The 13,212-nt window shown below is 72.3% G+C and carries 12 protein-coding genes and 1 pseudogene; 2 read left to right on the top strand and 11 right to left on the bottom strand.

Translation table 11 applies throughout. The features are described 5' to 3' along the window. Positions 1–27 precede the first annotated feature (27 nt). Positions 28–1,323 (bottom strand): FG-GAP repeat domain-containing protein, encoded by a 1,296-nt coding sequence (locus tag ACP4IX_RS31635; protein ID WP_426557938.1) that lies wholly within the window; start codon positions 1,321–1,323, stop codon positions 28–30. 263 nt (positions 1,324–1,586) lie between these two features. On the opposite strand from ACP4IX_RS31635, the gene ACP4IX_RS31630 reads away from it, so the two are divergent. Next, positions 1,587–2,045, top strand: coding sequence for a MarR family winged helix-turn-helix transcriptional regulator (locus ACP4IX_RS31630; protein ID WP_426524901.1), 459 nt, complete (start codon positions 1,587–1,589; stop codon positions 2,043–2,045). Between the two features lie 167 nt (positions 2,046–2,212). On the opposite strand, the gene ACP4IX_RS31625 is transcribed toward ACP4IX_RS31630, so the two are convergent. Beyond that, positions 2,213–3,184, bottom strand: a complete 972-nt coding sequence (locus ACP4IX_RS31625) for a helix-turn-helix transcriptional regulator (RefSeq protein ID WP_426524903.1) — start codon at positions 3,182–3,184, stop codon at positions 2,213–2,215. 62 nt (positions 3,185–3,246) lie between these two features. Between ACP4IX_RS31625 and ACP4IX_RS31620 the strand changes: the two genes are divergently transcribed. Then, complete coding sequence (locus ACP4IX_RS31620; protein WP_426557936.1) at positions 3,247–4,737, top strand: MFS transporter; 1,491 nt, start codon at positions 3,247–3,249, stop codon at positions 4,735–4,737. 166 nt (positions 4,738–4,903) lie between these two features. Here the strand turns inward: ACP4IX_RS31620 and ACP4IX_RS31615 are convergent, their stop codons facing one another. The 9 genes and pseudogenes from ACP4IX_RS31615 to lxmK all read right to left on the bottom strand — a co-directional run bounded on the left by ACP4IX_RS31615 (position 4,904) and on the right by lxmK (position 13,052). Next, on the bottom strand, positions 4,904–7,594 hold the full coding sequence (locus ACP4IX_RS31615) for an insulinase family protein (protein ID WP_426557934.1): 2,691 nt from the start codon (positions 7,592–7,594) through the stop codon (positions 4,904–4,906). A gap of 21 nt (positions 7,595–7,615) precedes the next feature. Next, positions 7,616–8,512 (bottom strand): hypothetical protein, encoded by an 897-nt coding sequence (locus tag ACP4IX_RS31610; RefSeq protein ID WP_426557932.1) that lies wholly within the window; start codon positions 8,510–8,512, stop codon positions 7,616–7,618. Continuing rightward, a complete protein-coding gene (locus tag ACP4IX_RS31605; protein WP_426524911.1) occupies positions 8,509–9,105 on the bottom strand; it encodes a flavoprotein in 597 nt (198 codons plus the stop codon). The genes ACP4IX_RS31610 and ACP4IX_RS31605 overlap by 4 nt, the downstream gene beginning before the upstream one ends. Then, on the bottom strand, positions 9,102–10,064 hold the full coding sequence (locus ACP4IX_RS31600) for an LLM class flavin-dependent oxidoreductase (protein WP_426524913.1): 963 nt from the start codon (positions 10,062–10,064) through the stop codon (positions 9,102–9,104). The genes ACP4IX_RS31605 and ACP4IX_RS31600 overlap by 4 nt, the downstream gene beginning before the upstream one ends. A gap of 222 nt (positions 10,065–10,286) precedes the next feature. After that, the gene (locus ACP4IX_RS31595) at positions 10,287–10,481 is read right to left on the bottom strand and encodes a hypothetical protein (RefSeq protein ID WP_399878286.1); all 195 of its coding nucleotides are present in this window, start codon (positions 10,479–10,481) and stop codon (positions 10,287–10,289) included. A 74-nt stretch (positions 10,482–10,555) separates the two neighbouring features. Then, the gene (locus tag ACP4IX_RS31590; RefSeq protein WP_426524915.1) at positions 10,556–10,765 is read right to left on the bottom strand and encodes an LxmA leader domain family RiPP; all 210 of its coding nucleotides are present in this window, start codon (positions 10,763–10,765) and stop codon (positions 10,556–10,558) included. Positions 10,766–10,857: 92 nt separating this feature from the next. Further along, entirely contained in the window at positions 10,858–11,643 is a 786-nt protein-coding gene (locus ACP4IX_RS31585; protein WP_426557969.1) for a T3SS effector HopA1 family protein, read from the bottom strand. Continuing rightward, positions 11,600–11,860, bottom strand: a pseudogene (locus ACP4IX_RS31580) (hypothetical protein); the annotation flags it as partial. The pseudogene ACP4IX_RS31580 and the gene ACP4IX_RS31585, both read right to left, overlap by 44 nt. A 94-nt stretch (positions 11,861–11,954) precedes the next feature. Next, positions 11,955–13,052: a class V lanthionine synthetase subunit LxmK gene (gene lxmK, locus ACP4IX_RS31575; RefSeq protein WP_426524917.1), complete on the bottom strand. Its 1,098-nt coding sequence runs from the start codon at positions 13,050–13,052 to the stop codon at positions 11,955–11,957. Positions 13,053–13,212: the final 160 nt, after the last annotated feature.

The raw sequence follows: 13,212 nt of genomic DNA, 5'->3' as shown, positions 1-13,212 counted from the left end.
CGGGTTCGGGGTCGGCTTCGGGTTCGGTCAGCCGTCCGCGCCGGGCGGGGCCATGACCGGCCCGGGCACCCCGAAGGCGTTGGTGAACAGGCACACCTTGGGGTCCGGGATCTCGTAGTAGCCCACCGTGTCGTAGGCGGTGGTGGCGAAGTCCAGGCGGCCGTCGCCGTCGAAGTCGGCCACGGCGATGCGTGCCGTGGAGTCCGTGCTCACCTGCTTCTCGACGAGCACGTTGCCCGACGTGTCGAACTTGAAGTAGAAGACGCCCTGTGCCGGGGCGGGCCCGCGCAGGCCGACCAGGAACTCGTCGTCCCCGTCGCCGTCGAAGTCCGCCACGACCACGTGGTGGCCGACGGCGTCGTGCGTCGCGTCCGGCGGGTCGAGGACCCGCAGCTGCCGGCGCTCCCAGGGCATGTCGAAGGGCGAGACCGTGCCGGGCGGCCTGACGTAGACGCTGAGGGTGTTGCCGTGGAACGGCTCGACGGCGAGGATCACGGCGCAGGGCCGCCCGCCGATCCGGGCGACGCCGAGGTTCCCGCTCCCGCTGAAACGGTGCTCGGGGTTCTCCACGGACGCCTGCGGCGGCACGCCGTCGCCGATCTTCCTGACCTGCCAGCCACCGCCCGGGCCGGAACCGGTTCCGGCGCCCAGCCAGCTGATCCCCTCCCCCGTGGCCAGCACGAACGACTCCCGTTCCGGGTGGGGAGTACCCGGGAAACGAGCGGCGACCACGCCGTGCACGATCGTGAAGTCGGTGGTGTCGAGCGGCTGCCCCCGCCACTCGCCGGCGTGCGCCACCGGATCGTCCGGCACGTCGTAGAGCATGAGGCGGACGGCGGAGCCGACCCCTTCCGCCCCGCCCTGCGGCCCGACGACCGGAAGGGCGACCAGCTGGAGGCGGTTGTCCGTCGTGAACCGCCCCAGCCGCACCCGGTGGCAGGCCACCAGGTCGGCGACGTGCGAGCGGGTCCAGGGCCCGTCCCAGCCGTCCGGGCCGGGATTGCGCAGCCAGGAGATCACGCCGTCCCGCGGCCCGCAGTCGAACATGCAGTTGCCGTAGTCGTGGCAGAGGACGAGATCCGGCAGGCCGTCGCCGGTGAGGTCCGCCGCGTCCAGGGCGACCGGTTTGCGGTCGCCGAGGGAGACGATCGTCCGCTTGGTCCAGGACGGGTTCTGGTACCAGACGACCTGTCCGCGGGTGAGGCCGGAGGCGACGAGATCGGGACGCCCGTCGCCGTCCACGTCGACGGCCCGCAGGAAGTACCCGTCCTGGGGATCGTCGTCGATCACCGACCGCTGGAACACGGGCTCGGCATGGTTCATGAATCCACTTCCCGGTCGCGGAACCTCACCCGTCGACCGGGGCGCCGACGGGGACGCGCTCATACATACCGACCCGAACGGGGAGTAGACGCGGGCAGCGGAAATTCACCCGGAAACAGCGGACACCGAGCCGGCGGACAGCGCCGAGCACCCACCGCCGCCCCCTCCCCGCCTTCTTCGGCATGCCCTCCCCCGTCCGCTTGACCTCAACCTTGCTGGAGGTTCTACGGTCACTCCCACAGCCACCGAACGAGGGAGCGACCGTGCAGTACTCACACCCCGACGCCGAGCTGATCCAGCAGCCCATCGGCTACTGGAGCTGGGCGGCCTACAAGGCCGTCGTCACCCGCATCCGGGCGGCCCTCACCGAGATCGGCACGTCCCAGCCCCAGTGGTGGATCCTCGCCCAGGTCGCCCGCGCGGACACCCCGAAGACCCGCGACGAGGTGTCCCGCCTCCTGCGGAACTACCTCGACACGGGTCCGGAGACGATGGAGTCGGAGATCGACGCGACCATCGCCCAGGGCTGGATCGCCCGGACCTCCGACGAGCACCTGACCCTCACTCCCGAGGGCAGGGCGTTCTACGAGAAGGCGGCAGCCCTCCAGAGCGAGTTGTGGGCGGAACGCCACGCCGGCATCTCCGACGAGGAGTACCTGACCACCGTGAAGGTGCTCCAGCGCTTCATCCACAACACGGGCGGAGAGGCCTGGCACCACTAGCCAGGCTGTGTCCGGTGCCTCGTGGCCGCAGACGGCACCGCACGTCGGCGAACGCGGCGGTCCGGCAGGAACCGAGCCCCCAGGCCGTCGGCCCGGGGGTTTCTGTCGTCCAGTCACCTTGGCGGCATGACGCGTTCATCGACCGGATCGACCGATACGCCGCGAACTCACTCGGCGTGCCCGAGCCCTTCGTCGATGCGGGTGCGCAGGGAACGCAGTGCCTGTCTCAGCTCGGCCGGTTCGATGTCCGTGAGGTCGGCGTCGAAAGTCAGCAGCAGACCGGCCAGCCCCGCCCATGACCACGCACCGAGGGTGAGCCGGCAGCTGGTGTCGGTGGCGTACTCGACCGTCGACCCGCCGGGGGCGAACCGGGCTACGACGGGCGCAGGCAGTGCGACGAGCGCCGAGCCGCGGCACGGCCATTCCGCCGGGATGTCACCGCGGTCGTGCGAGCTCATGACGAATGCGACCGGATCACCGTGCGGGATGTCGCGGCGGTCGAAGACTCTCCCGGTGGGCATGCCGGGTTCGAGACGGTCGACGCGCATCGCGCGCCATCGGTCCGCGGCCGGCTCGAAGGCGACGAGGTACCACCGTGCCGCCCACACGACGAGAGCGTGCGGTTCCAGTGTGAGGGACGTCGGTCCCTCCTCACCGACGCAGTCCACACGAAGGACGTGCTGCCGGTTGATCGCGCCACCGATGACCCTGACGCCCTCGGCGTCGGTGGGTGCTGCGGGGAATTCCCAGTAGTTGCGCGCCGCGCAGACGGTGAACGGTTCGATGCGGATGCGGCTGCGGGCAGGCATCGCCTGCCGCAGCGTGGCGAGGGCGCGGGCGGCGTTCTCGCGAATGCCGGAGAGGACCGCGGGGACCGTCTGGAGCGCGACGGCCGCGGCGACCGCCTGGTCCTCGTCGAAGACGACCGGCGGCAAGCGGGTGGCGCGGCCGAGCCGGTAGCCTCCGCCCACCCCGCGCACGGCCTCGATCTCGTATCCGAGGTCCCTGAGCGTGTCGATGTCACGGCGCACGGTCCGGACGGAGACTCCGAGCCTCTCGGCAAGGTCCTCGGCGGTCAGGGTGGCGCCGACACCGAAGACGGACAGCAGCCTGAGCGTTCGCGCGGAGGTCAGGGCCATGGGCTCCCGCCCCTTCCGAAAGCGGTCATTCGGTGGCAACTATAGCTGTGACCCTGCTCGGCATGACCGCTTCACAAGCCCCCCGAGAGGGCACACTCACCCCCGACGCACCGCCGGCACCCGTCTCCGGCGTCAGCGCGAACGTGGCACTTCTGGTCGTGCTGTCCGGCTCGTTCATGGACCTGGTCGACGCGACGATCGTCACCGTCGCAGCTCCGGCGATCGCCCGTGACACGGGAGCCGGCGACGCACAGATCCAGTGGACGATCGCCGCCTACACCCTCGCCCTGGGGGCGGGACTGATCACTGGCGGACGGCTCGGTGACCAGTTCGGACGCAAGCGCCTGTTCATGACCGGACTGGCCGGGTTCATGGTCACCTCCGCGCTCTGCGCGCTCGCCGTCGATCCGTCGATGCTCATCGGCATGCGGGCGGCGCAAGGGCTGACCGCGGGAATCATGGTCCCGCAGGTGTTCGGCATGATCCGGGCGTCGTTCGCTCCGGCGGAACGCGCCAAGGCATTCGGCGCCTACGGGGCCGTCCAGGGGCTCGCCTCGGTCGCGGGTCCACTGCTGGGCGGGTTCCTCGTCGAGGCCGACCTGTTCGGTCTGGGGTGGCGCACCATCTTCTGGATCAACGTCCCCTTCTCGCTCCTGGCCCTCGTCGTGGGGGCGAAGGTCCTGCCGGAGTCCCGTTCCTCCTCCACCGCGCGGCTGGACGTCGTGGGGGCCCTTCTCGCGGCCTCGGGCATCCTGCTCCTCCTCCTGCCGATCATCCAGACCGAGACATGGGGGTGGACCGCGGCCAGTTACGCTCTCCTGGCAGCCGGAGTCACCGTGCTCACGCTCTTCCTCGTGTACGAACGCGGCCTCGCCGGACGGGGAGGCGAACCCGCCTTCGACCCGGCCCTGCTCACCATCCGCGCCTTCGCCGTCGGTCTGGGCGCTTCCCTGCTCTTCTTCGGCGGCATCGGCTCGTTCTTCCTCACCCTGTCGGTCTACCTGCAGGCCGGCACCGGCCGGACCGCGTGGGAGACCGGCTTGGTGATCCTGCCCTACGCCCTCGGCTCAGTGGCCACGTCGGGAGTCGGCGTCGCTCTCGCCGCCAAGGCGGGCAGAGCCCTGCTGGTCACCGGCTCGCTCACCGTCGCGGCGTCTCAGCTCGTGCTCCTGGCCGTCGTCGAGGACGGCAGCGACCCCGGATACTGGCCTCTCGCGCTCGCCCTGTTCATCGGCGGCCTCGGACTCGGCCTCGCCGCGCCCGTACTCGTCAACGTCGTGCTCGCCGGTGTCCCCGGACGCAACGCGGGCGCCGCGGGCGGCGTCCTCTCCACCGTCAACCAGATCGGCGGCGCCATCGGCATCGCCGTTCTCGGCACGGTCTTCTTCGCCGCCGTCGACGGACCGGCGACCGGAGCACCCGGACCGGCCGACTACAGTCACGCGCTCCGTGTCGTCCTCGTCATCTCCGCCGTGCTCTACCTCGCGGCGGGGCTCGTGATGCTCGCCCTGCCGAAGGCGCACGCCAGTGGCCGCGACGGACACAGCGCCTGACCGCTGCGCCCGTCGCGACTTCGGCCGACCGCGAGGGCGGCGAAGGCGTCAGGCCGTGGCCCGGCACGGTCACTGGTCACTCCTGACGACGATGCCATTCGTTGGAGGGGCGGTCCGGCAAGACCGCCGGTCGCACGGCGGTCGTGGCGGCCTTACGGGCGAGTGGTCACGTCCCCCTTCCGTGATCGAAGCGGTGTACGGGCGCGCTCATGGCCGGCCGGTACAGGTGCGCGACGGCGTCGGAGACCCGGGCCGGGGACACGGTCCGCAGGCGGTCGGAGAAGCCGGCGAGCGTCGATGCCCGCCAGCCCGACGTTCCGAAGCGCGCCAGGGCGTCGGCGAGGGCCGCGGGAGAGTCGAACACGGCCAGCATCTGCGCCGCGCAGAACGTGGCCGCGCGCCGGACGTCCGACGCGTCCGGACCGTCACCGAGCCCGTTCGTCACCGTCCGTAGCGCTGTCAGCAGCAGGTCGGGCTCCGTGCCGGGCGCGTACGCGCGGACCCAGGCGCGCGGCAGTCCGAGGAAGACATCGCGCCCGACACGGATGTCGCAGGTCGCCGGTGCGTCCCCGCCGAGCCGTCCCAACGCCTCGGGCAGGTGCTTACGCAGGTGCAGGCCCAGCACGGCCGCCGCCAGATAGCGTGCTGCCTCGTCGTCGCCTGCCGCGGGTTCGGGCGCGCACAGGAGTGCCCGGGCGGCGGAGCGTCCGTGCCCGGATCCGCCGGGCCGCTCCCGGCGGACCACGGCCGCGGCTTCCCCCCACGCGGGCCGGTGGTCCGCGGCGCGGGGGGAACGCGCGTCGCCGTGGGCGCGCAGGGTGTCCAGCACGTCGGCTGCGCCCGTCGGGCCGACGATCGTCAGGCAGCCGGCGCCGGCCGTGAGCGGGATCCGGGTCGTCGCTCCGGCAGGCCGTCGTCCGGCGGGCCGACGGGTCGTCGTCGCGCACAGCAAGGCGTCCATCGCGCCGTCCGGCGTACCGCCGGGCGGCAGCCCCTCCGGCGTCTCCGTCCCCGGCGGGAGTGCCGCCGCCCGGAGCACCGTGGCCAGTTCGGCCACGGCGGGCAGCAGCGGGGCGAGGGCCGCCGCGGAGGCGTATCCGGTGGCTTCGACGCACAGTCCGTCCGGGGAACGCCGGACCACGAGACTTAGCGGGTCGGCCCCCCGGTGCGCTTCGGCAGCCGGCGGCCACAGCGAGCGTACGAGCGTGTCGACCGCCGCGGGGGCGAGGAGCCCGGCCGGGCCGAGCGGTGCCCGTAGCCGGATTTCGGCGAGGGGAGTGCGGTGGTCCTCGACCACCGACACGAGCAGCCCCGTGTCGAGGACCTCGCTCGCGGCGGAGCGGAGCACCGGGCTGCCCGGCGTGCCCGGCGTGGGGGCGGGCCGCGGACTCGGCGCACGGGGGGCAGGGGGACGGGCTGCCGCCGCCCGTACGTGTCGCAGGCGCTCCCTCCCGGCGGCGCGGGCCTCCCCGGCCTGCCTGGCCTGCCCGGTCTCCTGCCTGGCCTGCCCGGTCGCCTGCTTGGCCTCCGCAGCCTCCTTGGCCTCCCCGGCCTGGCGGTCGACCGGACGCGACCGCACGGGCCCCGGCTCGACGACCAGGACTCCGCGGGGTGCCTTCCGGAGGTGCTCCGCCGCCGCGGCCACCTGCGCACGCGTCACGGCCGCCAGTCGTGCGGGTATCTCGTCGACCAGTTCCGCTCTGCCGAACAACTGCTCCAGACGCCCCAGGGAGCGGCAGCGCGTCGTCAGGTCGCCGTGGGCTCGCGCGTGTTCCGAGGCGAGACGCAGACGCGTCCGCGCCACGGCGGGCTCCAGGGCGTCGCGGCCGGCCGGGAGGGCGTCCGCGACCGCCTCGACGAACCGTTCCGGGGAGACGTCGTCCGGCAGCACACTCGTCGTGATGAGGGCGTCGGGGGTCAGCGCGTCCAGCGGGCCGAAGAATCCGCAGCCGCTGCTCACTCTCAGGGGGCGGCCCGGAGCGGCGTACGCTCCTCGGTCCGCGACGATGCGCGCCATGACCATCGTGGCCACGTAGTGGTCCAGGTCCAGGTCGGGGCCGGGAAGCCGGTGTCCGAGGGCGACGACCGTGGCCGGGATGCGGGGTTGCGTGCAGCGCAGCCACCGGTCCTCGTCGTCCGTGTGCTCGGTCAGGTCCGGCCGCGGCGGGACGGGCCGGGCGGCCACGTCACCGAAGTGGCGTGCGACGAGGCCGAGTGCCGTGTCCGGTTCGAAGCCGCCCACGAGGGTGAGTACGGCGTTGCCCGGTGCGTAGTTCTGGTGGAAGAACGTCGCGCACTCGGCCTGCGTGACGCCTCGCAGCCGGGTGATGTCGCCGAATCCGTCGTGCGCGTTGGCGTGCCGGTCGAAGAGGGCCCGCGGGAGCAGTGGCCAGGGGACGTCGCCCAGGGGCCGGTCGAGGATGCGGTCGCTGATCTCCCGCTCCACGCCGGCCAGTTGCTCGGCCAGCACGGCCTCGGTGAGCAGGGGGGCGCGCATGCGGTCCGCCTCGGCGAACAGGGCGGGTTCCAGTGCCGCCGACGGCACGGTCTGGTAGTAGTCCGTGTAGTCCTGGTGCGTCGTTCCGTTCGCCTCGCCGCCCAGGGGGTGGATGTGGTCGTAGAACCGTCCCGGTGGCAGGTTCTCGCTGCCGCGGAACATCAGGTGCTCGAAGAGGTGGGCCAGGCCTTCCTGCCCGGGCCGCTCCGAGCGGAAGCCCACGCCGTAGGTGACGCAGACCGCGACCCGGGGGGCGCCCGCGACGGGCTCCATCAGCACCCGCAGGCCGTTGGGGAGTTCCGCGCGCAGCGGGCTGGGGTTCGCGGTCGCGCTGGGCGCCTGTCTCCGCGTGGTCGTCACTGTTTGCGTCACCGCGTTCCGTCACAGGGTGATGAGGCGCGAAAGGAAGCTCGCGTACCGGCGTATCTCGAGGGGGTTCAGTGCCACGTAGGCGCTGTAGTCGTGCAGGTGCAGCGCGATCCGCAGGACCGCCGCCCGGTTCCAGTGGGTGCCGAGGTCCCGTCCGTAGCCCTCGAACAGCGCGTTGAGCGCGGCTTGCCACTGGGGGTGGTCGTCGCCGTGGTGCCACGCCAGTTCGACGACCTCGCCCACCAGCCAGCCGAGGTCGGCGTACCAGGGAGCGAGGCAGAGGTTCTCACCCGTCAGCAGTTCGACCGCGTCGTCCGGTCCGGTGCGGATGACCGAGCCGAGGGTGGGTGCTCCGTGGGAGACGACCGCCGACCGGCTGTCGGCCAGCGCCTCGGTGAGCCACCGCCGCGGCCGTTGCCAGGTGTCCGTGCCCAGCTCGGCGCGGAGCAGTTCCCCCGCGGTTGCGGCCCGGTCGTTCGTGGTCCGTCCCGACCACCAGGCCGACAGTCTGGACATGCCCGCCGAGCCGACGGGCAGGCCGCGGGCGGCCGGCTGTTCCGGCAGGGCGTGGAGCAGGCCGAGCAGACGGCCGACGGCGTACAGGGTGTCGCCGAGTCCTCGGCCCGGGCCCTCCCGCAGGACCCGTTCGGCCACCGAGGTTGCGCCGCCCACGCGGTAGACACGCGTTCCGCCCTCCTCCCGCCCCAGGACGCAGCGGCCCGGCCCGTCCCGCGGCAGGTCCCGTATCGCTTGCGCCAGGGCGGCGGGTACGGGCGTGAACGGGCAGGGCGCGGACGGTCCGGGGGCCCGGCGCCACAGGTACGCTCCCGCGCCTGCGGTGTGCACCTCCGTGGACAGCAGGCCGGTGCCGTAGCGGCGTACGCAGGCGGTCGGGGCACGGCCGGTCATCGCAGCCGCTCGATGGCTCGCAGGGCGTCCGGCAGCAGGGCCGGTGCCCATGCCTCCTGGCGGCCCGTCGCCCGGCTGACACCCTGGAGGGGGGTGAGGACCTCCGTGTTGGGCCGCGCCTCGAGGGCGGTGACGTGACCGACGCACGCGGGGCTCTGCCACCCTCCCGGGGGCAGGGCGGGCGCCACGACCACGGGAGCGGTCGTGCACTGCGCCGCCAGCAGCGCGGGAGTGTCGGCCATGCCGAGGGCCAGCCGGGCCAGGAAGTGGAAGGAGGCCGGGTACACCAGGACGGCCTGCGCCCACTCGCCCCATTCGACGTGCCGGGCGTGGGTGTCCTCCTCCGGCCAGCTGTCCGTGCGGACTTCGCGGCCTTCCGGCCCCGTGGACAGGGCCTGCCGGGTGACGAACCGCCCGGCGCTGCGGGTGAGGACGACCTGGGTCTCCAGGCCGGGGTAGCACATGCCCAGCCAGTTGAGCCAGAACGGCATGTGCGCGGCCGACACCGATCCGGTGATCACCAGCAGCAGCCGCTCGATGCCGAGCGCGGGGGCGCCGCCTGCCCCCGGAGGGCCGGGAAGCGGAGTGGTCATCGTGCCGCCTCACGGACGATCTCGTCGAGTTCGGCGAGGGTGGGTTGCAGGCCGTGCAGCTGGTGGACGCCGGACAGGTTCACCACGACCTCGTCGACGCCCGCCGCCCAGAAGTCACGGATCCGGTCGGCCAGCTCCGTGACCGTTCCGTACAGGAAGGCGCCGCCCGCGACCAGCGCCTTGGCGCCGTCCTCGACGTTCCCCGGGTCGGTGTCGACTCCGGCCCGCCTGAGCATGTCCTGGTAGTGGGGGAGCCTGAGATGCCCGATGTTGCTGGCGAGCGCCGTCCTGGCCGGGTCGCGCTCCGGTCTGCTCAGTGCCATGGGAACGATGGCGGTCACGCGGGGCATCGCCCGGCCCTCGGCCTCGGCGCCTTCGCGCAGGGCGGGCAGGACGTGGCCGCGCAGGTAGTCCGCGGGGGTCAGCCAGGTGATCGCCACGTCCGCGAGGGCACCGGCCACCCGCGCCATGCCGGGGCGCAGCACGCCGAGGCCCACCTCGACGGGGGGCGCTGGCAGGGTGTTCAGCATGGTGCTGACCGAGAAGTACTCGCCCCGCTCCTCGACCATGTCCCCGTCCAGCAGCTTGCGGACCACCCGCACGTACTCGCGGACGGCGGTGAGCTGGCTGGCGTACGGGGCCCCGAGCAGACCCTCCTGGAACGACTTGGCCGCGGGGCCGAGGCCGGCGACCACGGGATGTCCGGTCGCCGCCGCCAGGGAGCGTGCCTGCATGGCCGCGTCGTAGGGATGCCGCAGCGGCATCAGGGTGACTCCGGTTCCGGCCGGTACCCGGAACCCGGCGCCCGCGGCGAAGGAGAACGACTGGTGCGGGTCCACCAGCGTGGCCTGCCCCTGCCACAGGCGGTGAGCCGGGCTCCACTGGACATAGGCGGCGAACGGCACGATCTGCTCCGGCCGGTGCGGAACAAAGGGGACGAGGACGGACACTGTGGCCACGGGTGCACTCCCAGGTAGTCTGGCACTGCGGCACGATCCGTCGCGTGGGCCCTCAGGTCCGCGCCGGTCATGCGGTCGCGCACGAGCCGCCGCAGCGGGTGCCGCTTCTCTCGGCACCCGCTGCGGCTTCTTCGTATGCCGCAGCTTCGTACGATCGGTCGTACGTCCGGTGTTTCTCGTACGTCTGTCGTACGTCAGCGGTTACGGTCGGCAGGTCGTACGTCAGCAGCCGTCGTTGATGGTGGCCGACACGACGGTGGCGCTGGCGAAGCTGGCCGCGGCGCTCTCGATGGCGCTGATGATGCACGCCGGCGTGGTGGCCGGGGCGTCGGACAGCGCGTCGACGGTCATGCCCTCGACGCTGACGTACGCGCCGTAGCCGGCGACCAGGTCCATGGCGACCTTGTGCTGGGACATGGCGAGCTCACACTCCCTTTTTCTCTGGGGCCCGTTGTCCGGGCCTGTCTGGCTGTTCGGTGACGGACGGAGGGTCAGCAGCCCTCGGCGATGGTGCCGCCGACGGCGCTGACGGCGGCCGACGCCGTGGCGGCGCAGCCGGCCGAGCTCTCGAGGCTGACCACGGTGACGCAGACCCACGTGGTGGCGGGGGCGTCGGAGACGGCGGAAGCGGTGAGCTCCTCGGTGTCCGCGTAGGCGCCGTAGCCGGCGACCAGGTCCATGGCGATGGTGTGGTTGTTCATGATGTCCCCTTGTCGAAGGTGCGCTGCCGGCCGGCAGCACGCCGGTTTGGGATGAAAACAGGGAGTGCGTGCACTCACTCCCTGCAAGCGCCTCAACTCGGCGGGACGGCGTTGTCCGCTGGGTCGGTCGCCGAGATACCGGCTTCCGCGAAGTGGTGCGCAACGATCTCCGTCAGATCCCCGGAGGTCCTGCGCTGCTCGATCAGGGCCTGGGCGAGGGCGCCGGCCCGGTGCTGCCCGAAACTGAGGCCGCGCATGCCGGGCCGCCGGTCCGCGGGCTCCCAGGCCGCCGCGATCCCGGGCACGAGCCGCCTGGCGAACAGCGAGACGGTGTCCCCGAGCGCGGGATGTCCCCGCAGGGCCTGGGCCAGGTCGTGCGCCAGGTCCCACGACCCCTGCCGCAGGTAGACGACCAGCGCGTCGCGCCGCGGGTACAGCGACCGGGCCGAGAGCACCTTCGCCCGGTAGCCCGCGTGCCGTTCCTCCAGGAAGCGGAGCGCGTCCGACCAGACGTCGACGGCCGCCTCCGCCCCCGTCAGATGCACGTACACGCGCAGCAGCGCCCCCGGCTCCGGCTCGGCCGGCCGCGCTCCGTCCACCAGGAAGAAACCCGGGGACAGGGCGGGCCGCGCGGCGGCGACGGTCACGGTCACCCGCTGGCCGAGCGCGAACGGCCCCTCGTCCCGCACGTCCGCCCGCGGCGTCCACACCCGGACGCCCTCCCGTTCCACCAGGACGCGGCCGTCACCGTCCGCCGGCACGGCGCGGACCGTCGCCGACCGGGTCGTCGTCCGGTGCGGGACCGCCGCGGCCAGCTGCTCTTCGAAGCGCAGGTCACGCAGGTGGAAGGGGACCGCACCGGGCGGCTTCTGTGCCATTCCGGCGTGCAGTTCCTCGTACAGCGCCATCGACAGCAGGCGCCGCAGTTCGCGGGGGTGTTCGGCGGTGAGTTCCCGGCCCCCCACCCGTGCGGCCAGGAGGTCCTCGCTCACCCATGTCCGCCGCATCGCCTCGGTCAGGCGGTCCGGCAGGACGGCGGCCTGTGTCACGGAGGCATGCTCCGCGGAGGTCTGCGTCACGGAGGCATGCTCCGCGGAGGTCTGCGTCACGGAGGCATGCTCCGCGGTGGTCCGCCTCGCAGCGGTCTGCGTCACGGAGGTCTGCGTCACGGAGGTCTGCGTCACGGAGGTCATGCGGTCACCATCGTTTCCATCCCGAGGGCCGGGGCGAACTTCGCGGGGTGGAGCAGGGCGTTGCGCCCCACACCGGCCGCGGCCCGTTCGATGCCGGACAGCCGGGCGCTCCTGGCCGCACTGGCGATGAGCCGGTCGAGGGCGTGCCAGCCCGCGAACGCGGTGGCCCGTTCCCACAGTCCCGGGTCGGTGTGCGGGCGGATCTCCCGGTAGCCGCGGCAGAAGTTCTCGATGCGCGGCCGGAGCCGTTCCAGCTTTTCGGCACCACGGGACACGATGACCTCGTGGCTCAGTTCGAAGTCGACGAAACCCTCGTCACCGCGATGGGTAACAATGTCCAGCACCGACCTGTAGAGCCATTCTCCGGCAAAACTCCCGATGTCCCGAGCCGCATCGGCAAGCCGGAATTCCTCCCAGTCGGCAATGAACACACCATCCTCGCGGACCAGGAATTGATCGACCCTCAGATCACAATGGGAGGGGACTTTCTCGGATTCCTGCTCCGCATGGAGAAGTGCGTCGACCCCATGGGCCAATTCACCGTCGCGCTGCATGAGGGAAAGAGCGGACAGCTGGCCGAAACTGGATTGCTCGAACATGCTCTGCGAGACTCCGCGAAGCAGTTCCCGGGAGGGCAACGGCGGCACTCCCCCGTGGAGCTCCATCCCGTCGTGGCCCGACGCGTGGAGCCGGCCCACAGCCCGCCCCGCGGTGTGCGCCAGGACGTCGTCGAAGGTCTCGTCGACCATGAGCTCCGCCCCGCTGCGGGCCTCGTCCACCGCTTCGAAGACGACGAGCCGCGCCGGCACGTCATGGCCGAGCAGACGCGGATACCGCAGTTCTCCAGCGGATACGCGGCCGGCGAACTCCTGGAAGTCCAGGAGTCGGCGCAGCCGCGCCCCGGTGTCGTCGGCGCCGCCCCGCAGGTGCTTGACGAACACCCGCTCGCCGCTCGCCGTGGTGCCGAGCCAGGCCTCGTTGCGTCCCGGGCGCGAGGTCACCGCGTCCCGGTCGAAGGCCCCCAGGCCCAGACGGCCGAGAAGTCCGTCGACCTCGGGGAACGCATCCAAGTCTTGCGCAGCGACAGAGCTCATGTGTGCATCCCCCCGAATGTGACCGCCCGTTCCGGCTCGATGACGATCATGCACAAGTTCGCCGCCGGATGCCAGGGAATCCCCTGACATTCCACTGCCAGACGACTGGCATCCGGTCGCCAGGACGCTGACAGTCAACCGCCAAGACGGAAGAGCCGAG

This window comes from Streptomyces sp. WG5 (genome assembly GCF_049974565.1).
In the GTDB taxonomy this organism is placed as follows: domain Bacteria; phylum Actinomycetota; class Actinomycetes; order Streptomycetales; family Streptomycetaceae; genus Streptomyces.
This window is presented reverse-complemented; position numbering and strand designations above follow the sequence as displayed.